This window comes from Streptomyces sp. NRRL S-920, assembly GCF_000717945.1.
Classification (GTDB): domain Bacteria; phylum Actinomycetota; class Actinomycetes; order Streptomycetales; family Streptomycetaceae; genus Streptomyces; species Streptomyces alboniger.
Genome location: NZ_JODF01000001.1, coordinates 47349 through 66315 on the forward strand (window position 1 = coordinate 47349; position 18967 = coordinate 66315).

General features: G+C 70.8%; 18 protein-coding genes. 10 read left to right on the forward strand and 8 right to left on the reverse strand.

Annotated features, from left to right (window positions below):
- The first annotated feature begins 107 nt into the window (after positions 1–107).
- Positions 108–563, forward strand: coding sequence for a fluoride efflux transporter CrcB (crcB, locus tag IG54_RS0100125; protein ID WP_051819154.1), 456 nt, complete (start codon positions 108–110; stop codon positions 561–563).
- On the forward strand, positions 560–934 hold the full coding sequence (crcB, locus tag IG54_RS0100130; protein WP_030775426.1) for a fluoride efflux transporter CrcB: 375 nt from the start codon (positions 560–562) through the stop codon (positions 932–934). Before crcB (IG54_RS0100125) ends, crcB (IG54_RS0100130) begins: the two co-directional genes overlap by 4 nt.
- A gap of 14 nt (positions 935–948) precedes the next feature.
- Here the strand turns inward: crcB (IG54_RS0100130) and IG54_RS0100135 are convergent, their stop codons facing one another.
- From IG54_RS0100135 to IG54_RS0100145, 3 genes are all read right to left on the reverse strand, one after another.
- Positions 949–1878 carry a glycosyl hydrolase family 18 protein gene (locus tag IG54_RS0100135; RefSeq protein ID WP_037895873.1) on the reverse strand — a complete coding sequence of 310 codons (930 nt, stop codon included), beginning with the start codon at positions 1876–1878 and terminating at the stop codon, positions 949–951.
- Positions 1879–1952: 74 nt separating this feature from the next.
- Positions 1953–2534, reverse strand: coding sequence for a dihydrofolate reductase family protein (locus tag IG54_RS0100140; RefSeq protein WP_030775432.1), 582 nt, complete (start codon positions 2532–2534; stop codon positions 1953–1955).
- 175 nt (positions 2535–2709) lie between these two features.
- Positions 2710–3057: a tetratricopeptide repeat protein gene (locus IG54_RS0100145; RefSeq protein ID WP_030775435.1), complete on the reverse strand. Its 348-nt coding sequence runs from the start codon at positions 3055–3057 to the stop codon at positions 2710–2712.
- 121 nt (positions 3058–3178) lie between these two features.
- Here IG54_RS0100145 and IG54_RS0100150 point away from each other — a divergent pair, with 121 nt between their 5' ends.
- Positions 3179–4144, forward strand: coding sequence for a pirin family protein (locus IG54_RS0100150; RefSeq protein ID WP_030775437.1), 966 nt, complete (start codon positions 3179–3181; stop codon positions 4142–4144).
- Between the two features lie 403 nt (positions 4145–4547).
- Here the strand turns inward: IG54_RS0100150 and IG54_RS0100155 are convergent, their stop codons facing one another.
- Together IG54_RS0100155 and IG54_RS0100160 are read right to left on the reverse strand one after the other, a co-directional pair.
- Complete coding sequence (locus IG54_RS0100155; RefSeq protein WP_030775450.1) at positions 4548–5729, reverse strand: MFS transporter; 1182 nt, start codon at positions 5727–5729, stop codon at positions 4548–4550.
- Positions 5730–5807: 78 nt separating this feature from the next.
- Positions 5808–6410 (reverse strand): TetR/AcrR family transcriptional regulator, encoded by a 603-nt coding sequence (locus IG54_RS0100160; protein ID WP_030775452.1) that lies wholly within the window; start codon positions 6408–6410, stop codon positions 5808–5810.
- A gap of 226 nt (positions 6411–6636) precedes the next feature.
- Between IG54_RS0100160 and IG54_RS0100165 the strand changes: the two genes are divergently transcribed.
- The 5 genes from IG54_RS0100165 (at position 6637) to IG54_RS0100185 (ending at position 13878) form a co-directional block, all read left to right on the forward strand.
- Positions 6637–7368, forward strand: a complete 732-nt coding sequence (locus IG54_RS0100165) for an alpha/beta fold hydrolase (RefSeq protein WP_030775454.1) — start codon at positions 6637–6639, stop codon at positions 7366–7368.
- Between the two features lie 375 nt (positions 7369–7743).
- Positions 7744–9195 (forward strand): hypothetical protein, encoded by a 1452-nt coding sequence (locus tag IG54_RS0100170; protein ID WP_158708756.1) that lies wholly within the window; start codon positions 7744–7746, stop codon positions 9193–9195.
- A gap of 443 nt (positions 9196–9638) precedes the next feature.
- Positions 9639–12005, forward strand: coding sequence for an FHA domain-containing protein (locus IG54_RS0100175; protein WP_030775460.1), 2367 nt, complete (start codon positions 9639–9641; stop codon positions 12003–12005).
- Between the two features lie 11 nt (positions 12006–12016).
- Positions 12017–12862, forward strand: coding sequence for a hypothetical protein (locus IG54_RS42755; protein ID WP_234335899.1), 846 nt, complete (start codon positions 12017–12019; stop codon positions 12860–12862).
- Positions 12862–13878: a serine/threonine-protein kinase gene (locus tag IG54_RS0100185; RefSeq protein WP_030775466.1), complete on the forward strand. Its 1017-nt coding sequence runs from the start codon at positions 12862–12864 to the stop codon at positions 13876–13878. Before IG54_RS42755 ends, IG54_RS0100185 begins: the two co-directional genes overlap by 1 nt.
- A 41-nt stretch (positions 13879–13919) precedes the next feature.
- Here the strand turns inward: IG54_RS0100185 and IG54_RS0100190 are convergent, their stop codons facing one another.
- A complete protein-coding gene (locus tag IG54_RS0100190) occupies positions 13920–15218 on the reverse strand; it encodes a streptophobe family protein (RefSeq protein WP_030775469.1) in 1299 nt (432 codons plus the stop codon).
- Between the two features lie 322 nt (positions 15219–15540).
- Between IG54_RS0100190 and IG54_RS0100195 the strand changes: the two genes are divergently transcribed.
- Both IG54_RS0100195 and IG54_RS0100200 read left to right on the forward strand, forming a co-directional pair.
- Positions 15541–16512, forward strand: coding sequence for a DUF6777 domain-containing protein (locus IG54_RS0100195; RefSeq protein ID WP_078593538.1), 972 nt, complete (start codon positions 15541–15543; stop codon positions 16510–16512).
- A gap of 49 nt (positions 16513–16561) precedes the next feature.
- Positions 16562–17002, forward strand: coding sequence for an OsmC family protein (locus IG54_RS0100200; protein ID WP_030775475.1), 441 nt, complete (start codon positions 16562–16564; stop codon positions 17000–17002).
- A 91-nt stretch (positions 17003–17093) separates the two neighbouring features.
- Here the strand turns inward: IG54_RS0100200 and IG54_RS0100205 are convergent, their stop codons facing one another.
- Both IG54_RS0100205 and IG54_RS0100210 read right to left on the reverse strand, forming a co-directional pair.
- On the reverse strand, positions 17094–18011 hold the full coding sequence (locus IG54_RS0100205) for a DMT family transporter (protein WP_078593540.1): 918 nt from the start codon (positions 18009–18011) through the stop codon (positions 17094–17096).
- Positions 18008–18907 (reverse strand): ATP-grasp domain-containing protein, encoded by a 900-nt coding sequence (locus tag IG54_RS0100210; protein WP_030775481.1) that lies wholly within the window; start codon positions 18905–18907, stop codon positions 18008–18010. Before IG54_RS0100210 ends, IG54_RS0100205 begins: the two co-directional genes overlap by 4 nt.
- Positions 18908–18967: the final 60 nt, after the last annotated feature.

The following is an 18967-nucleotide window of genomic DNA, read 5'->3' on the forward strand; positions in this document are numbered from 1 at the left end:
GCGGTGGGGCCCGCCGTACCCGAACCGCGGCGAACCGCCGCCGACGGTCCCTCCTTGCGGACGAGCGCGCCTGCCGACGGGCGACGGCGAGTAGGAGGCGTACACCCATGGAAGCCCGGCGGCCCGAAGCGACCGGCGAACCCACAGACGGGCGGTCACGCGGCGGGCAGGGTCAGATCGTCGCCGCCGTGGCGGTGGGCGGCGGCATCGGGGCGTCGGCGCGCTATGGCGTGTCCCTCCTGTGGCCGGTGGCGGCCCATGACTTCCCCTGGGCGACACTCGCGGTGAACGCCCTCGGCTGCGCGGTCATCGGCGTCTTCATGGTGCTGATCACCCACGTGTGGGCCGCGCACCGCCTGGTGCGGCCGTTCTTCGGCACGGGCGTGCTCGGCGGCTTCACCACCTTCTCGACGTACGCGGTGGACATCGAGCGCCTCGCGAGCGGCGGCCACGCCCGCACGGCGCTGGCCTACCTGGCACTGACCCTGCTCGTCGCGCTCGCCGCGGTGGGGAGCGCGGCGTGGACGACGCGCCGGCTGGTGATGTGGAGGCGGTCGTCGTGAACTGGCTGATCGTGGTCGCCGGCGGGATGATCGGCGCGCCGCTGCGCTATCTGACCGACCGCGCCGTCCAGGCACGCCACGGCACGGACTTCCCCTGGGGGACCTTCACCGTCAACGTCGTGGGGAGCCTGGTCCTCGGCGTGCTCACCGGCGCCACCGCGGCGGGCGCCGCGTCCTCCCAGGCGCAGCTGTTCCTCGGCACCGGACTGTGCGGGGCCCTGACGACGTACTCGACCTTCTCGTACGAGACGCTGCGGCTCGCCGAGGAGGGGGCGCGGTTCTACGCGGTCGCCAACGCGCTCGGCAGCGTCCTCGCGGGCCTCGGCGCGGCCTTCGCGGGGATGACCGTCGCCGAGGCCTTGTGGCTGTGACCTGTGTCGGGGTGTCAGCGCTTCAGTACGGAGGAGACCTCGGCCGCCCACTTCCAGGGCGCGGCGGTGCCGCCGGGCGCGGAGTTGAAGTACTCCCAACCGGCCACGCCGCCGAACCCCCGGTGCTTGGCCGCGAGCGCGCGCAGCGTCGACTTGAGCGTCGTCATGCCGACATAGCCGCTGCCGCCGTTGGCCGGTGAGGTCAGCGTGCCCGCGACCACCTTGGACGCGGGAATCAGGCCGCGCGCGATGATGGCGTCGTAATCGGCCGTGGAGTTCATACGGCCCCAGCCGTTGTAGAACTGCGCGTTGAACCACGCTATGTCACCGCCGCGGCTGCGGTAAAGGTCGTCGTAGTCGAACCCGGAGAGATTTCCGCCGCCCTTCAGCGCGCTGCCGACCGGCGCGAGCGTAATGAGGAAATCGGGACCGAAGTCGGCGCGCAGCGCACTGATGACGCGCTCGATTCCGGCCAGCGACATCTCCTCCTCGACATCGAGGTCGACGCCGTCGAGGTCGTACTGCCGGATGAAGTCCCGCAACAGCGGGTAATACGTGCTGAATTCGTTGTCGAGCCGGGTGAAGCTCCCGGGAGCCGCGCCACCGACCATCGCGAGCACGTGCACGCCCTTGCCCTGCAAGGCCTTCAGATCGCGCCACATGCGGTCGTACCTGGCCGAGTGGGGCGGATCGTCGTTCAAGTGCACCGGGGCGTAAGGGCCGTTGAGGTCATTGAGGTGCACCGCGGCCACCAGCACGTCCGTCACGCCGGTGTTGCGTTCGGTGAGCGCGAGCGGTGACACGTACGTGCCATTCGTGTACTGCGTCTGGTAATAGACGACTACGCGCTTGTCCGACGCGGAGGGTTTCCGCGCCGCCATCGCCGTACCGCCCGATGCGGCGGTGGCCGCCAGTGCCGCGAGCAGAACGCTGCGCCTCTTCATGCTCATCTCTCCCCTGGGTCGAAGTCGCCGCAATTCTTACGGGGGTTGCGGCGGATCGCTAGGGAGAGACGGAACTAATGCGCATTAGTTGGGGAGCCGGCGACTTGGTGGCGAAGCTGTACGACGCCGCTGCCGAAGGTCCGTGTCCCGGCGAGCCGGAGGTCGGCCCGCACGTCCGGCGCCAGGAACATGGGCTTTCCGCGGCCGATCACGACCGGGTGGACGTAGGTGTGGATCTCGTCGATCAGCCCCAGGCGCAGGAAGGTCGCGGCGAGTTCGGCCCCGCCGAGGGCGAGGTCACCGCCCGCCTTCTCCTTGAGCGCCCGGATCTCCTCCGGGACCACCTCACGCAGGATCGTGGTGTTCCAGCCCGCCTGGCGCAGGGTGCGCGAGAAGACGTACTTGGGTGTGTCCCGCCAGATCCCGGCGAACCGCGCCTCGATCTCGCCGCACGACGGATCCTGATCGGCGGTCGGCCAGTAGGCGTCCATCAGCTCCCAGGTCACGCGGCCGTCCAGGAACGCGCCGAGCGTTGCGCACCAGTCGTTGAAGTGGCGGTGCAGCTCGTCGTCGACCCGGTGCCAGTCGATTTCGCGGTTCGGCCCCTCCATGAACCCGTCCAGGGACACCGACATCGTCCAGATGATCTTTCGCATGGCGGTCCTCGCAGTGGTCGTGAGGGCGGCGTGTGTGGGCGACACGTATTGGCGACACGCTATGCCTGTTTGTGACGATACGCCGGGGATCGCCGCGGGGCGGTGCGCGGGAACGGGCCGCGCCCGACGGACGCCGGGCGGGCGCCCACGCGGCGATGCTGACGCCCGCCCCGCCTCACGACTCGGCGAAATCACCGCTCAGCGCCGCGGCCAGCCGCAGCTGGGGTGCCGCGTCGGCCGTGCGGCCCTGCCGCTCCAGCGTGCGCCCCAGCATCAGCCGGGCGTAGCCTTCGACCGGGTCGAGCTGGATCACCTTGCGCAACTCGCGCTCGGCGCGCAGCAATTGGGCCGAGTGGTAGTAGGCGCGGGCGAGCAGCAGCCGCGGGGCGACCTGCTCGGGCACCTCGTCGGCCAGGGCGTCGAGGATCCCCGCCGCCGTCACGTACTCCTTGGCGTCGAAGAACTGCCGAGCGCGCTCCCAGCGCTCCGCCGCGGTCCCGTGGTCGTAATACGTCATCTCCACTGTCTGCCTCCTTCGGGCGCTGCAACACCCCCAAGTGGTTGAATATTCCACTACACCCTGGCGTGGGCGATGCACCGACGGGGGACTGACGTGCGGCGCCCCCGGGGCTAGGTTGTGCGGCATGAGCAATCTTGATCGCGAGGCGGTGCCGAGCCGGTGCGGCGGCCGAGGGTTCGTCGTCGCGGAACCGGTACGGGAACTCCTCAGCCCCCGGCGGGTGAAGCTCGGCGAGTCCACCGAGGTCCGCCGACTGCTGCCCAACCTCGGGCGCCGCATGGTCGGCGCCTGGTGCTTCGTCGACCACTACGGCCCCGACGACATCGCGGACGAGCCCGGCATGCAGGTGCCGCCCCACCCGCACATGGGCCTCCAGACGGTCAGCTGGTTGCACGACGGCGAGGTCCTGCACCGCGACTCCACCGGCAGCCTGCAAACCATCGGCCCCCGCGAGCTGGGCCTGATGACCTCGGGCCGGGCCATCTCCCACTCCGAGGAGAGCCCGAAGTCGCACGCCCGCTATCTGCACGGCGCGCAGCTGTGGGTCGCCCTGCCCGACAGCGACCGCCACACGGCCCCGCACTTCGAGCACCACGCGGAGCTTCCCCGGATCACCGCGCCCGGCCTGAGCGCGACGCTGATCCTGGGCGCCCTCGACGGGGCGACCTCACCCGGCACGACGTACACCCCGCTCGTCGGCGCGGACCTCACACTGGCCGACAGCGCGGACGTACGCCTCCCGCTGGAGGCGGACTTCGAGTACGCGGTCCTGTCCATGTCCGGCGAGGCCCACGTCGACGGCGTCCCGGTCCTCCCCGGCTCCATGCTCTACCTGGGCTGTGGCCGCACCGAACTCCCCCTGCGCGCCGAGTCGAACGCGTCCGTGATGCTCCTGGGCGGCGAGCCGTTCGAGGAGGAACTGGTCATGTGGTGGAACTTCGTCGGCCGCTCCCACGAGGAGATCGAGGAGGCGAGGACTGCCTGGACGACGGGCACCCGCTTCGGCGAGGTAAAGGGTTACGACGGCCCGGCACTCCCCGCCCCGGAACTGCCACCGGTGGCGCTGAAACCGCGGGGACGGGTGCGCTGAACTGGGGTTTTGTGTCTGGGCAGGTGGGCGGAAGGTCTCTCGGGAGAGGTCGTTATCGCTCGCGGCGGGCGTAGCGGAAGGGTTGGGCAGATCGCCGCCATGTTTCGAGCGGTGGTAGCGCCATTGCTTCGCTTGCCGGCCGACGGCCATTTCGTGGCGAGCGGCGTGGACTTACGATCACTACGCTGCTCGGCGCCCTGCTTACCCCAAACCACGCATCGAGCCGGGGCACACCACTGAGATGTACGGGTTGTTGCGCGAAAAACTGGTCCGGGGCGGTCTTGCGGGGGAACCGGCGAGTGGGGGTGAGGTCGCGCCGGGCTGAGGCCCTCACCCCCTTGTCAGTGCATCTGCTGCGTGATCATGTGGCAGGAGTCGACATGAGCGCGACGGATACGCCGAGTCAGTTGTGTGCGGGCTGAAGGCTCGTGCGACGTCGCTTGGAGCCGATGGTCTGCGCGCCCAGGACGCCGGCTGCGAGGACGGCGAGGGTGGCACCGGTCCACATGGCGGGGGCCGAGCTGCTGTCGCCGGTGCCGCTGATAGCGGCGCCGCCGATGGCGCTGCCGGCCACTACGCCCAGGGTGATCACGGATGTGTGCACGGTGTTGACCAGGTTGCCCGCGCCGGAGACGTCGACGACCCGGACGACGAGCGCGGGGTTCATCGTGACGCCGACGAGGCCGACCAGGAGCACACCGGGCAGAGCCGCCCACGGCAGGTGGGCGCAGAGTGCAAGGAGCACCAGCGAACTTGCCAGGACGAGGTGGCCGATGCGGAGCAGGGGCACCGCGTGGCGGTCCGCATAGCGGCCTACCAGGTTGTTGCCGATGACGGTGCACAGACCGTAGCCGAAGAGGATCGCGGTCGTCGCGTTGGAGGTGAAGCCGGCGTCCTGCTCCAGCAGGGGAGTGAAGTAGGAGAAGGCGCCGTAGGTCGCGCCGATGGTCAGCAGGCTGACGAGGAAACGGCTCCACAGTCGGGGCGAGCGGAGTTGCTGGAGTTCGTCGGCGGTGGTCTGCGCGGAGGCCGCGGGCAGGGCGGGCAGGGTGCGGACGTCGAGCAGGACGATGAGCAGGCCTGCGGCACCGAGGATGACAAAGCTCGTCTGCCAGTTCCACGCGGTGGCGATGGCGTGGCTGATGGGCAGACCGAGGACGGCGCCGAGCATAAGCCCGTTGAGCACGATGGAGATCGAGGACGCGATGCGGTCGGGGGTGGGGGCGAGCCGAGCGGCCATGGTCAGGGTGAGTCCGAACACGGCGCCACCGAGCGTTCCGGTCAGCAGGCGGAGGGCTGCGACCCACCAGTAGTTGTGGATCAGCGGGACGGCGGCTTCCAGTATCGCGTAGGCGGTGACGACACCCAGGAGCGCGGCCTTGGGTGGGACTTGACGCAGAACCCAGGCGATGAGCGGTCCGCCGATGGCCATGCCGAAGGAGTAGATCGAGATGAAGGCACCGATCGCGGCGGTCGAAGCGCCGAGACCACGGGCCATATCGGGCAGCATGCCCATCGTCTGCAACTCGCTCATGGCGACGAGGAGCAGGGTGAGCATGAGCCAGTAGAGAGGTCGTTTGTTCATAGCAAGAGCGTCTTTCTGTATTCTAAAGTCCAAAATTTGGGCAAGCGAAACCACGGAGCAGCTGCCGCACTTGTGCTCTCAGGCCAGCAGAGAGCGAAGGCCGTCGAGAGCGATCCGGTGCAACACCTCGGGTGTGACACCGCTCTGCGCTGTCACCCGGAGGCCCGCGATGAGGGCGTTGATCAGGAGCGCGCCTTCACTGGCGTCAGCACCCTCGGGAATGCTCCCGTCCATGCGGCCGGCCTGGATGGCGCCTTCCATCATGTCGAGTCGTTCCCGGAGGTCTCGTTCGAGGATGCGCGCGATGCGTTCGTCGCGCGCCCTCAAGTCGGGATTCATCAGGGCGTGTACACCCATGCAACCGGCGGCACGTCCCTCGCTGCGAGCCGCCCGCTCCTCGCCGACGATCGCGCCGATCAGCTTCTGGATCCGTTCGGCGCCAGTGAGGGAGGTGTCGGTCAGGATCGATTCTTGGTGTCCGCGCATGGTAGCTGCGTAGTGCCCCAGGGCCTGTACGAAAAGCTCGTCCTTGGACTTGAACGCGTTGTACAGGCTGCTGCGCCGAAGACCGGCTGCTTCGCAGAGCTGCTCGGTCGACGTATCGGCGTACCCGTGAACACGGAACTGCGCCGCCGCTGCGTCGAGGACCGCACTCTCGTCAAAAGCGCGTGGTCTGGCCATATGCGGACGCTAGCACGTTTTGGATTTCATAGTCCACAAGTGGCGGCTTCTACCGGCACCTGCTCTGACCTGCGCATCCAGCACGACACCCCGCCGAGGAATGACCGCAGCGGTGGGTCCCTGCGCGGACACCAGCACCATCTGGGCCGCCGCCAGGTCCGCGTCTCAGGGCCGGGATGGCCCGCCGGTAGAGTCGGTCCGAGGAGAGCGCTGATCTGGGGGACTCATGACGGCAACGGGTGCACCGCCCATCATCTTCGTACACGGGACGCGGTTCAACGCGGGACAGTGGAGCCCACAACTCGCCGCACTCCAAGAGGACTTCCAGGTAGCCGCTGTTGACCTACCAGGCCACGGCGCCCGCTCTGCTCAACCCTGGAGCCTGAACGCGGCGGCGGAGATCATCGCTTCCGCGGTGGACTCGCTCGCCGGCGGACCGGCTCTGATCGTCGGGCACTCGCTCGGCGGATACGTCTCGTTGGAGTTCGCGCGGCGCTGCCCCGAGCAGGTGCGGGGGCTGGTACTTGCTGGGGCCAGCGCCTCAACTCGTGGCCCATGGGCAACGCCGTATCGGTGGGTCGCCGGACTCGTCCCTCGCCTACCGGCGGAGCGGCTGGCCCGGTGGAACGACCGGTTGCTGCGCCGGCTCTATCCTCCGGAGGTGGTTGAGGCGACCATCCGCTCCGGCTACGCCTTCCACACCCTGCCAGCCGCCTGGGGCGAGGTGCTGGGCCGCTTTGACGCGGGTGCGATGCGTCATGTGGCGGCTCCCGTGCTCATCTTGAACGGCGAGAAGGACGCCGTCTTCCGGTCCGGCGAGATGGACTTCGCCCGCGCGCATCCGCACGCCCGCGTCGAATTGATCCCGCGGGCAAGACATCTCGCGAACTTCGACGATCCAGATGCCTTCACCGATGCTGTCCGCCGCTTCGCCCGGCAGCTACCTGTTCGCAGCTGAGCGCGCCTCGGACACCAGAGGCAATTGCCACCGAACTGCTGGTCCTGCGCGTTCCCCTGCCTGTTTGTGTCGTAGGCGGCGAGGAGCTTGTACGCGGCCAGGCGGTGCACCGCTTCATCGGGAAGCCATGTGGCTTGTACGGCGTGGGTGAGAGCCCAGTGTGGGCGCCCGTCGCTGCCGGACTTCACCGGTTTGTAGTTACAGCCCGCACGCAGAGGAGTCGATCGAGCAGCGCGACCAGTCAAGTTCTGCGCGGGCCGCCGCCCTGCGGGCGTAGGACGAAGACGTCAGAAGGAGCGACCTCTAATCGCCCCATCCGTACCCGAGCCGGTCCATCTGCCGTGCCACGCACCGACGTTGGTACAGTCCGCGATCATGGCGAGAAACACCTGGTTGACCAGGACTTCGGGCGGGGGCGCGCTGCTGTTCGCAGTGCTGGCGATTTGGACCCTGCTGCTGCGGGCGGGCATGTCCGTGTACCGGCCGGACGTGGCCGTACTCGGGGCCGTGGCTCTGGTCCTGGCCGCCGTATGGGTGTGGTCGGGTTCCCGGCCGGTCCGCGTCACGGCCCCCCGGCAGACCGACCCCGTGCCACCGCCCGCATGCCTGCCCGTTGAGCCGCGGTGGATGCGCCGCATCACACCCTGGCTGCTGGGCGTGGCCGTGATACTGCCCGCCCTGTCCGTGGCGACCGAGCTGGCGATCCGGCCGGACGGCGACGACCTCAGGCGCATCGCCGCGATACAGAAGGCCGGCGCCGAAACCGCCGAGGGCACGATCGTCGCCGTTCACCGGCTGACGAGAGACGACCCGAAAGTCGCGAAGTTCAGCGGTGATGTGACGGTCGAAGTCCCCGTCCTCGCCCCGGATGGTCAGCGGGTCACCGGGCGGGTCGTTGTGCGCAACGGCCACTTCGCGATGCAGGGAGGAAGCAGGGGCAGCCGGCCCAGACCCACGATCGTCCTGTACGCCCCCTCGGCACCCGAACTCGGCGGCGTGGTGGACTACTCCGGCCAGCTCGGCCGGTACGCGGAGACCGACTCCCCATTTGCGTTCTCCCTGCCGCCCTATCTCACGGTGACCGCCTTCATTCCCGGCGGCCTCCTGCTGTGCGTCTGGGTGCTGCGCGTGATCCGGTACGCCCCGAAAGTCGACGCTGCCGCCCGTTCCCTCCGCGAGGACGCGGCCGGCGGATCGGCCCTGCCCGCCGTCCGTGCACGAATCACCTCGGCCCGGCGCGGCGATCACGTGTCGCTCGGAGATGTCGACGGCACCGTCCGCGTGACCTCGGACCACAAGCTGTGCCTCGCACTGGAGGACGGCTCCGAGGTGCTGGCCGCCAACCGCGGCGGCCCGCCCCACGCGCTCGCCCTGATCGCGGCCACCATGGGCGAACGGCCGGGCTGGCTGTGCGGTGCCCGTAACTGGCGCCTGATCAGGAACAACCAGCCGGTCGTCTTCGTCACCGACGAAGGCGTGGTGGCGTGGCTGGAAGTAGAGCGCGCCGACTTCGAGCGAATCCTCGCCCCTGCGCCCCCCGTACAGCCCGACCCGAACCGCAGTACCGTCCTCGCCCCCACCCCCACCACCGTGCTGCCGGGCGCCCATTGGCCCTGGCTCGGCGGCCTGCTGCTGTCCTATGCCCTTGCCATCTACGTCCTGATGGTCCCGATGTCCTGGGGGGCCGCACTGTCCACGACCGCAGTCGCCGCGATTGCCGCCGTCGCCGCCTTCGTCTTCCTGGCCCGCCGCCGAGCGGCCCTCACGGACCGCCTGGGCCACTGGGAGGTCATCGAAACCCGCGACCCGGAACTGGGTCCGGCCTAGTACTGCAACTGCGGTTGTGGTGACGAGGTCACACCCGCCGGAGGCACTACAGGCAACAAGGCCAGCGACCTCCTGGGCTGGATGCCCCTGCTCGCCCCCACCGGCCAAGCCCGCGGATAGGAGCCCCGCCGCCTGCGGCTGGAGCTGCTCTCCGCGGTCGCTCAGCTCATCACCACCGGACGCCACCGCATCCTCCACCTCGCCGAGCACTGGCTCCAGACCGGCGTGATCACCGACGCCCTGCAACGGTTCACGGCCCTGCCGAACCCCGGCTGACCAGCAAACTTCCGCCCTTACGAGCAGTACTACCGACCGGAACCGTGGAACCCGGCGCCCACCCGACACGACAGCAGGCCGTCAACCTCCCCAGAAGCAGAAAACTGCGTGGAGGCCGGTGGTGGCGACCTCAGGCGGAGATTCGGGCGAATGGGTAGAATTCTGGCATGGGGAAGCGGCCTGTGGCGCCGACTGCGCCCGAACTCGTGCTGGAGACCGACACCGGCTCCACGGTGATGAGTCCGAGCCGGGACTATCACGTGGGCCGCGACCCGCTGAGCGACATCGTCATCAACGACGCCCGCGTCTCGTGGCATCACGCCGTCCTCCACGCCGAACTCGATCACTGGACCATCGAGGACGAGCACAGCACCAACGGAACGTACGCCGACGGGCGGCGCGTCGAGGAGGGGAAAATCGGGCCGGGCAGCGTCATCCGCTTCGGCAGCGTCACCGACGGCCCGCGCGCGGTGGTCGTCGGCCGCACTCCGCCCGAACCCCGCGCTCCCGAACGCCCCTCCTCCGTCAGCACGCCCTCGGCCACCGGCACCTTCCGGCAGCCGACGACCGTGCGCCCGCTGCCCACCCGCACCGTCCGCATCGGCCGCGCCGACGACAACGACGTGGTCATCGACGATCTGGTCGTCTCCCGCCGGCATGCCGAACTGAGGGTCCTCCCGGACGGTACGTACGAGATCGTCGACCTCGGCAGTCACAACGGCACCTACCTCAACGGCCAGCCGGTGGACCGCGCGCCCGTCGCGCCGGGGGACATCGTCGGCGTCGGCCACCGCGCGTACTGCCTCGTCGGCGACCAGTTGCAGGAGTACGTCGACACGGGCGAGGTGTCTCTCGACGTCCAGGGACTGACGGTCACCGTCGACCGGGGCCGCAAGACACTCCTCGACCAGGTCTCGTTCCCCGTCGGCGAGAAGTGCCTGCTGGCCGTTGTCGGACCCAGCGGCGCGGGGAAGTCCACCCTGCTCAACGCCCTCACCGGGCTGCGCCCCGCGGACGGCGGCACCGTCCTCTACGACGGCCGCGACCTCTACCGCGACTACGCGGAGCTGCGCCAGCGCATCGGCCTCGTACCGCAGGACGACATCCTGCACGCCCAGCTGACCGTGCGCCGCGCCCTCGGCTACGCCGCCGAACTCCGCTTCCCCCAGGACACCGAGCAGGCGGAACGCCGGGCCAGAGTCGATGAGGTCATCCGCGAACTCGGTCTGGAACAGCGCGCCGACCAGCCCATCCACAGCCTCTCCGGCGGCCAGCGCAAACGCGTGAGCGTCGCACTCGAACTGCTCACCAAGCCTTCGCTGCTCTTCCTCGACGAGCCCACGTCCGGGCTCGACCCCGGCATGGACCGCTCGGTGATGCACATGCTGCGCGGCCTCGCCGACGACGGCCGCACGGTCATCGTCGTCACGCACAGCGTGCTCAGCCTCGACGTGTGCGACCGGCTCCTCGTCCTCGCCGCGGGCGGGAAGATCGCCTATTACGGGCCGCCGCGGGACGCGCTGCCGTTCTTCGGCTTCCCGCAGTGGCCGGAGGCGTTCGAGGCCTTCGAAGGCGACCGCGACCGGGACTGGGCACGGGACTACCACCTCTCTCCGCTGCACCAGCGCTACATCGTCAACTCCTCCGCGCAGCCGTTCCCGAGGCCCCTCCCGCAGGACGGCACGGCCACGCCCGGCTCCTTCGCGCCGCCGCCGAAGCCGCAGAGCTGGGGTTCCCAACTGCGCACGCTGGTGCGGCGGTACGCGGCCGCACTCGGCGCGGACCGCACGTTCCTCGCCATCATGATCGCCCTGCCGTTCGTGATGGGCGCCATGGCCCGCGCGCTGGCCGGAAGCCGCCTCACACAGGAGACGGCGATGAACGCGCTGCTCATCCTCTGCGTCGGCGGAGTCCTGACCGGTGCCGCCAACGCGGTGCGCGAACTGGTCAAGGAACGCGTCATCTACCGGCGGGAACGGGCGGTGGGGCTCTCCAGATCGGCGTACCTGATGTCCAAGGTCGTCGTCCTCGGCACGGTCACGGTGCTCCAGGCCGTCGTACTGACCCTCGTCGCTCTCCTCGGCGTCGATCTCAACGCGCCCAACGGCAAGGGGGTGTTGCTGCCACCGCTGGTGGAAGTCATCCTCGCCGTGGCCCTGCTGGCGTTCACCGCCATGATGCTCGGCCTGCTCGTATCGGCGCTGGTGCGCAAGGAAGAGGTGACGATGCCGCTGCTCGTGTTCCTCGCCATCGTCCAGGTGGTCTTCTGCGGCGCACTCCTCAAGCTGAACGGCGTGCCCGGCGTCGAACAACTGGCGTGGCTGGTGCCCTCGCGCTGGGCGCTGGGCGCCATGGCGGGCACCATCGGCCTCGGCAGGATCGTCCCGGGCGAACTGACCACCGACCCGCTGTTCCGGCACTCCGCGGGTGTCTGGCTGCTCAACATGGGGATGCTGGTGGTCCTGTCGGCCGTCTTCGGATACGTGGTCGCCAGGCTGCTGCGCCGCCATGAACCCGCCGTGATGCGGAAGTAGGAGCGCCGGCGATGACCCCCGCGGAATTCCGCCCCACCCATGTGGTTCCCCAGGACGGGCTGCCCGCCTGGGAGGCACCCGACGTGGAGCGTCCGACGACCCCCCTCGACGCGCTGCTGCCCGTGCAGCTGGTCGACCGGCTCGGCGACTGGGGCCGCATCGTGTGCGCCAACGGCTGGTCGGCATGGGTCGACGGCCGGCTCCTGCTCGCCGTGCCGCGCGATCCACCGGGCGCGAGCGGCCCCCTGACCCGCACGGCGGACCCGCGTCCGCTGTTGACCAGGACCGAGGACGCCCTCGGCCGCTACCGGAGTGCGGTGGAGGAACTGGCGGGCGGCGGCGACGGGGAGTCCTTCCGGCGCGGGACGCACGGGCTGCGGGTGGGCGTGGTCGTGGAGGGCGAATCGTTGTGGCTCTACGACGCCGACCACGAGCGGTGGGTGTACTGCGACGGAACGCGGCTCAGTACGTACGCGGCGACGGAAGGGCCCACCACCGAGGGGCGCGGTGATGACCACGAGGCCGCCGAACCCCCACGGGCAGCCGCCGCCGACCCCGGCGCTTCGCCTCCGCCCGACGAGGAACCGACCCGCCTCGTCCCCGCCGCGCAGGAACCGACCGACGGAACCGACGGTTCGCCCGCCGGGATGGGGCCGGGGGAGACGCAGGTGGTACATGAGGTGGCAGGGCCTGAGCCGACGCGGGTGGTGGGCGAGGCGGTAGGGCCGGGGGAGACTCAGGTGGTCGATGAACTGCACACCCCTGAACCGCACACCCCGCACGGCGGACACCCCGCCCCGTTTCTCCCGCCCGAGGGGGCCGAACCCGATCAGCCGCTGCGGTCCGGTGACGCCTGATGGCGGCCGAGCCGGGCGAGGGCGGCCCGAGCCCGCACTCCGGGCGGCCCTCCGAGCTGATCGGGCAGCGGATCGCGGACTACCGGGTCGAGGGCGAGATCGGCCGCGGTGGCATGGCCGTGGTCTACCGCGCCAGGGACCTGCGCCTCGACCGGACCGTCGCCCTCAAGCTGCTCGCCCCCGAACTCGCCCGCAACGACACCTTCCGGCGGCGCTTCACGCACGAGTCACGCGTCGCGGCGGCGATCGAACACCCGCACATCGTGCCCGTCTTTGAGGCCGGCGAGACGGACGGGGTGCTCTACATCGCCATGCGGTACGTCCCCGGGAGCGATCTGCGCCACCTGCTCGACCGCGGCGGCCCGCTCTCCGTCACGGCCGCGGTCCGCATCGCCACCCAGATCGCCTCCGCGCTCGACGCGGCGCACGACCACGGCCTGGTCCACCGGGACGTCAAGCCCGGCAACATTCTCATCGCCAAGGGCACGGACAGCGACCACCCCGAGCACGCCTACCTCACGGACTTCGGCCTGACGAAGAAGTCCTTGTCGCTGACCGGATTCACGACAGTGGGCCAGTTCGTCGGGACCCTCGACTACGTGGCGCCGGAGCAGATATCGGGCCGCCCGGTGGACGGCCGATGCGATGTCTACAGCCTCGCCTGCGTCGTGTACGAGACCATGGCGGGCGGGCCGCCGTTCCAGCGCGACGACGACATCGCCCTCCTCTGGGCCCATCAGTACGACCAGCCGCCCCGCCTGACGGAGAAGCGGCCGGGTGTTGCCCCCGGCCTCGACGGGGTTCTCGCGAAGGCGCTGGCCAAGAGCCCGGAGGACCGGTACGGGTCGTGCCTGGAATTCGCCGCCACGCTGCGGGCCGCGGCCATGGGCAGCAGTACGGACGGCCACCCCCCGACGCGGGTGGACCGCCGCGTCGAGCAAGCCCCGGCCCACCCGGGCGCGCCCCCCGACCCACCCCGCTGGGCCCAGCCGGTCTTCCGGCGGCTGACCGAATAGAGCGGCCTCTCCCGACGGCCGACCGCACAGCCCGCGCCAGGTCAGGCCTCGGGCCGCACCTCGCCCCGCCGCTGGACCCGCCGCGCCAGCACCCCGCCGAGGAACCCCGAGACCAGACCCCAGGCAACGGCCAGGAGCAGCGCCTTCCAGAGGTGTGGCCGCAGCTCCACGAGGCCGGACAGGCCCCCGCCGAGATCCCCGATGCCGAGGAGCGAGAGCCCGTAGTGGGCCGACACGCCCGCCAGGAGACAGACGGCGAGCACGGTGAGGGCCAGCGCCACCGCCATGTGCACGGCGTGCTGCCAGGCCCGCGTCCGTGCCGGGGAGCGGGCCGCCATCAGGAACGCCGCCGCCGGCACCAGGACCGCCGCGACGACCAGCAGCCACCACACCCGCCCGTCGTACTCGGCGAGAGTCCGCAAGCTGAGCGTGGAATCGGTCGGCGTACGCAGCACCTCGTCGAGGACCCGCGGCATGGGCAGCCCGAACGGCCCGTCGACCCGGCCCTCCCAGGACGCGCCGAGCCCCAGGGTGAAGGCGAGCCAGACGAGGTTGGGCAACCCGAGCAGCAGCACCGCGAACGTCTCGGCGGCATGGCCGCGGGTCGCCGCCACGACGAGGCCGGCGGCGAGCCCCAGGGCGGCGTACGACAGCAGCAGGAACAGCATGGCGTACGCCGCGGGACGCACCGATTCCTGGAAGCGCAGCAGGCGGGCGGGGAGCGGGGAGCCGCGCGAGACGGACAGTGCCACGACGAGGACGCCCGAGAGCCACAGCAGTCCGAGGACGAGGGTCAGCGGCACGTCCGTCCTGAATCCGACCTCGGGTGAGGAGTCCAGCAGATCGCCGATCTCCCCGGCGGGCCCGTCGCCGAGCGCGATCGCGAAGCGGTGCCGGGCCAGCAGGCCGAGACCGGTGAGCAGCAGCACCCACAGCACTGCGATCCGGGCGGCCCAGCCGGCGAGTTCCCGCACGTCGGCCACGGCCCGGTGCCGCAGCGGCCGCAGGAACCCGGCGGCGACCACTAGAGCGCCGACGAGGCTGACGGAGAGCGGGAGCACGGAGAGCCCCGCGTCCGTCTCGGCGATCATCCCGGCGTCGCCGGAGAGCCCGACAGAGCCGCCGACCGCCATCACGACGACGGCCGCGACGACACTCGGGAACGCCCCGCCGGGCAGGTCGGCGGCGCCCGCGGCCCACAGGCCGAGCCCGGCGACGACGGCCATGGCCGCCAGGGAGGCGAGCACGGCCGCAAGGGCATGGGGCCAGCCATGAGGGGCCCGTCGGCTCTGCTCCGCGCGTTGCGCCCCGGCCCGCCGCGGCGGTGTCTGCTCGCTCACGGTGCCACGCTAAGCAGCGCGGGACCGGTCCGCCTTTCGAGAGGGCCTTCGAGAGTGCCTTCCGGAGGGCTTTCGGGAAGGCCGACCGGCGTCGGCTTGCGGGCCCCCGGACGCCGGGGCACACAATAGGCGCGTACCCGAATAAAAGGTACGTCGCCGATCCCCCTACACAGGGAAGTGTTCGTGAGCGTCGAACCGCCGTCGTCAGGACGCCCCACAGGACCCCCTTCGGGCCCGCTCTCGGGTCCTTCGCAGCCGAGCCCCTCGGGGCCGGGCGAGACCCAGGCGGGCGCGAGCCCCGCCGACTCGACGCCGCCCCCGGGTGGCGCGCGGCCCTCGGGCCCGCCGAGCGGCGGCCCGCCCCGCGGTCCGGCCCGGGGCGGGGGGCGCGGGGGCGGGCGAGGTCCTCCTCCAGCCCGCGGGGAAGTCGGGGCCCGACCCCTTCACCCCCTCGACGGCCCGCGAGGGCTCCACGCCACCCTCCCCGAGCGAGCTGCCCAGCTCGTCCGCCTCGGCCAACGTGACGCGCGGCGTCGACGGCGCGGCGCCCGGTCTCTACGGCGGGACGCGGAAGGTCGGCAGCTGCGACGTGGAGAAGCAGGTCGGCGCGCTCCAGAAGGACCCGGCGAAGAACAAGGCGTTCGCCTCCGTCCTCGACATCGAACCGTCCGGCGTCCCCCGCTACCTGCGCTCGCTCACGCCCGTGCACCTGCGGCTGGACACCCGCGTGACCAACCACGGCTTCCGCGACGGCCGAGCCACCGGCTACCAGGCCGTGCTCCAGACCGGCACCGCGGTACTGGTCGACGACCACGGCGTGCCGCGGGTGCGCTGCGCCTGCGGCAACCCGCTGCTGCCGCCCGTCGCGCAGAAGAGCACACCGCGGCAGACGGGCGACGCGTGGCCCGGGTACCGGTCCTCGAACGTCGTGGTCGTGGCGCCCGCCAGCCAGGTCGTGAACCAGTTCGTCGTGTACGACCCGGACAGCGGTGACTGGTTCACCCGGGGCAAGGGCGACACCGGCACCGGCGACAAGAAGACGAAGCCTCCGGCGACCAGGCCTCCCTCACGGCACCCGGACACCCCGTCCCCCGACGAGTCGACCTCGACGGCCAGTACGCCGCCGTGCGACACGCGGTCCCCCGGGGCGCCCCCGGCAAGCTCGTGCCCGCCCTCGTCGGCCCTGCCGCCCTCCTCGCCCGCCACGCAGCCGCCCTCCTCGGTCGAGGAAGAATCGCCCGCGTCCGAGCCCGCATCGCCGCCGTCGTCCCCCGAGGTGGACGGGGGCCCGTGAGCGAGCGGATGTCGCCGGGCCGGCGACGACGGGACAGTACTCTCCTCGCATGACTGACAATGCGCTGCGTTCCGTCACCATCGAGCGGGCGGGCCCCGGCCGGTTCACCGCGACCAACGCCCAAGGGAGCACGCTGACCTTCGGCACCGGCGGGGGTACCGACTTCACGCCGGTCGAGTTGTTCCTCGCGGCGATCGGCGGTTGCAGCGCGGCCGACGTGGAGGTCGCCACGAGCCGTCACGAGGAACCGGCCGCGTTCACCGTCACCGTGACCGGCACCAAGGTCGAGGACGAGGGCGGCAACCGGCTGTCGGACCTCGGGGTCGCCTTCCACGTCACGTTCCCGGACGGTCCGTCGGGGGAGCGCGCCCGCACCATCCTGCCCCGGGCCGTGAAGACGTCGCACGACCGGCTGTGCACGGTCAGCCGCACGGTCGAGGCGGGCACCCCGGTCACCGTGACCGTCTCCGACGGCACCGGCGACGCCTGACACGCCGTCAGGCGCGCAGCGCCTCGTAAGCACCTCTCCGAGCCGGCGGAGAAGAGCCGCGGGGACGGATGCGCTGAGCTGCTGACCTGCACTACGACGACCTGGCGCGTTGCGTGACGACGATGCACGCGAGCACGATGACGGCGGCCACCGGAGCGGCGGGCGCGAGGTGTTCACCGAGCAGGAGTACGGACCACATGAGCGTCAGCAGCGGCTGCGCGAGCTGGAGTTGGCTGGCCTTGGGCACACCGATCAGACCCATGCCCTGGTACCAGACGACGAAGGCCCCGAACTGTGAGACGCCGGCGACGTACACCATCCCCACCAGGGCCTTGACCGTCAGGTGCACCGGCTCCTGCGGAAGCGCCACCGCGGACACCAGAAGGTTGACGGGGGCGGCCAGGACGACGCCCCAGGCGATGACGCGCCACCCCGGCATATGGGCCGAGAGCCGCCCGCCCTCGGCGTAACCGGCCGCGCAGACCAGGAGCGCGGCGAAGAGGTACAGGTCCGCGAGCGTCGGTTGTCCGCGGTTCTGGAGAAGCGTGAAAACGATCACGGTGGCCGCGCCGGTCCCGGCCGCGCCCCAGAACATCTTCGAGGGGCGACGCCGCGTCAGGGCGGCCGAGATCGCCGCCGTCGCCACCGGCAGTACGCCGATGACGACCGCCGAGTGCGCTGTGGACGATGTCTGAAGGGCGAGGGTGGTGAGCAACGGGAACCCGATCCCGCAACCGACCGCGACGACGGCCAGCGCGGGCCGGTCGGCACGTGACGGCAGTGGGGCGCGGGACGCCACGAGCGCCGAGAGCGCGATGGCGGCCGCCAGGACACCACGTACTCCCGTGGCGCTCCACGGGCCGAATCCGTCGAGCGCCCATACGGTGCCCGGGAAACTGAAGGAGAAGCTCACCACACCGAGGGCGGCGAGCACTGTGCCGCGCCGCTGCGGCGTCCACCGCCCGGTAGCTCCCTCGCCGTGCCTGGTGGCCGTGGCCGTGCGGGTCACGGCTTCAGCCGCTCTGCCAGGGCGCGGGCGAACCGCAGTGCGCTGCCCTCACTGAAGGAGAGGTTGAGCGACGGCTCGCACAACTCCATTTCGAGCACCATCGGTTTGCCGTCACGGTCGCGGATCAGATCGATACGTCCGTAGAGCAGGGGAGGCTCGATCCCCAGGGTCGCCGCCGAGGCCTCCAGAGCGGCAGCGGCGACGGCGCGCTCGTCCTCGTCGGCGACCCTGGCCTTGCGGTACTCCAGCGTCGGCACGTTCACGGTGCCGTCCGGCATCAGCATCGCGCCCTTGTGGATGGCGTGGCTGTAGGCCCCGTCGAAGTACGTCAAGTCGATCTCGCCCTCGCGGTCGACCGACTCTATGTAGGGCTGGAGGATGACGTGACTGCCGCTGTCCTGAAGCCGGGCGATGTGCTCGGCCGCGACGTCCACGTTCTGCCGGGGATAGCGCTGGACGTCCTTGGAGTAGCAGGCGTTCGACGGCTTGATGACGAATTCGCGGGCCTCTGGATGGACCGCGAGGAAGTCCCGCAGCGCTGTCGACGGCTGTTCACCGGGGGCGACCACCGCTGTGGGCGCGACCGGCACGCCGTGTGCCGCGAGGTCCCGCAGATAGCGCTTGTCGAGGGCCCACCGCACCAACGGCATGGGGCTCAGGAGGTGCGTCTCGGCGGAGATCTCCTCGCACCGGGCGAGGAACTCGGGCAACCGGTCGACCCACGTCCACGGCGAGCGCATCAGAACCGCGTCGAAGCGGGACCAGGTGACGGCCGGATCGTCCCAGAAGACGACCTCAGGGACGAAGCCGACTTCCTTGCACGCGTCGAGCAGCGGCGGCATGTCGTAATCGATCGGGAGGCTGGCCGCGTCGGTGACCAGGGCAAGGGAGAACATATCGCCAGTCCATTCTCGGGAGGGGCAGGGGGAACGGTGTCGTCGGCGGCACAGCGCCAC

Excerpts from the sequence above, each read along its gene's own strand:
- IG54_RS0100185 (WP_030775466.1), top strand. The coding sequence starts at position 12,862 with ATGGCGGCCGAGCCGGGCGAGGGCGGCCCGAGCCCGCACTCCGGGCGG.
- IG54_RS0100140 (WP_030775432.1), bottom strand. The coding sequence starts at position 2,534 with ATGCGAAAGATCATCTGGACGATGTCGGTGTCCCTGGACGGGTTCATG.
- IG54_RS0100155 (WP_030775450.1), bottom strand. The coding sequence starts at position 5,729 with ATGAACAAACGACCTCTCTACTGGCTCATGCTCACCCTGCTCCTCGTC.
- IG54_RS0100175 (WP_030775460.1), top strand. The coding sequence starts at position 9,639 with ATGGGGAAGCGGCCTGTGGCGCCGACTGCGCCCGAACTCGTGCTGGAG.
- IG54_RS0100150 (WP_030775437.1), top strand. The coding sequence starts at position 3,179 with ATGAGCAATCTTGATCGCGAGGCGGTGCCGAGCCGGTGCGGCGGCCGA.
- IG54_RS0100160 (WP_030775452.1), bottom strand. The coding sequence starts at position 6,410 with ATGGCCAGACCACGCGCTTTTGACGAGAGTGCGGTCCTCGACGCAGCG.
- IG54_RS0100165 (WP_030775454.1), top strand. The coding sequence starts at position 6,637 with ATGACGGCAACGGGTGCACCGCCCATCATCTTCGTACACGGGACGCGG.
- IG54_RS0100210 (WP_030775481.1), bottom strand. The coding sequence starts at position 18,907 with ATGTTCTCCCTTGCCCTGGTCACCGACGCGGCCAGCCTCCCGATCGAT.
- IG54_RS42755 (WP_234335899.1), top strand. The coding sequence starts at position 12,017 with ATGACCCCCGCGGAATTCCGCCCCACCCATGTGGTTCCCCAGGACGGG.
- IG54_RS0100200 (WP_030775475.1), top strand. The coding sequence starts at position 16,562 with ATGACTGACAATGCGCTGCGTTCCGTCACCATCGAGCGGGCGGGCCCC.
- IG54_RS0100170 (WP_158708756.1), top strand. The coding sequence starts at position 7,744 with ATGGCGAGAAACACCTGGTTGACCAGGACTTCGGGCGGGGGCGCGCTG.
- crcB (WP_051819154.1), top strand. The coding sequence starts at position 108 with ATGGAAGCCCGGCGGCCCGAAGCGACCGGCGAACCCACAGACGGGCGG.
- IG54_RS0100135 (WP_037895873.1), bottom strand. The coding sequence starts at position 1,878 with ATGAAGAGGCGCAGCGTTCTGCTCGCGGCACTGGCGGCCACCGCCGCA.